The organism is Stenotrophomonas sp. 3diitr2024 (assembly GCF_042136455.1).
Lineage (GTDB): Bacteria > Pseudomonadota > Gammaproteobacteria > Xanthomonadales > Xanthomonadaceae > Stenotrophomonas > Stenotrophomonas sepilia.
The window spans coordinates 1-324 of the sequence record NZ_JBHHMJ010000387.1 but is presented as its reverse complement, the minus strand read 5'-3'; the positions used below and the strand labels follow the sequence as shown (position 1 = coordinate 324).

The following is a 324-nucleotide window of genomic DNA, read 5'->3' as shown; positions in this document are numbered from 1 at the left end:
AGCTTCCCGCGCGTGCCGCATTACTGCTCGGGCTGTCCGCACAACACCTCCACCCAGGTGCCGGAAGGCTCGCGTGCGCTGGCCGGCATCGGTTGCCATTACATGGTGACCTGGATGGCCCTGGTGGTGGGCGTGCTGGCCTTCACCGCCGGCTTCCGGCCGCCCGGGGACGGAAACAATGGCGTGCAGGCCACGCAGTGGTGGATGCTGGGCGCGCGCTCGAGTGTTTCCAGAACGCTCAGCGGGCCCGTGCTCTCGCGGAACTCGAGATAGTCCTTGGGCGTGCTGCCCTCCTGCTTGGCATATCTGTCGGCGAATGCCTGC

The 324-nt window shown here is 67.3% G+C and carries 1 protein-coding gene; it reads left to right on the top strand.

Going from position 1 to position 324, the window contains the following annotated elements; all coding sequences use genetic code 11:
- Nucleotides 1-273: hypothetical protein (locus ABGA94_RS09565; protein WP_375367129.1), on the top strand; the 273-nt coding region annotated here is incomplete at its 5' end.
- Nucleotides 274-324 lie beyond the last annotated feature (51 nt).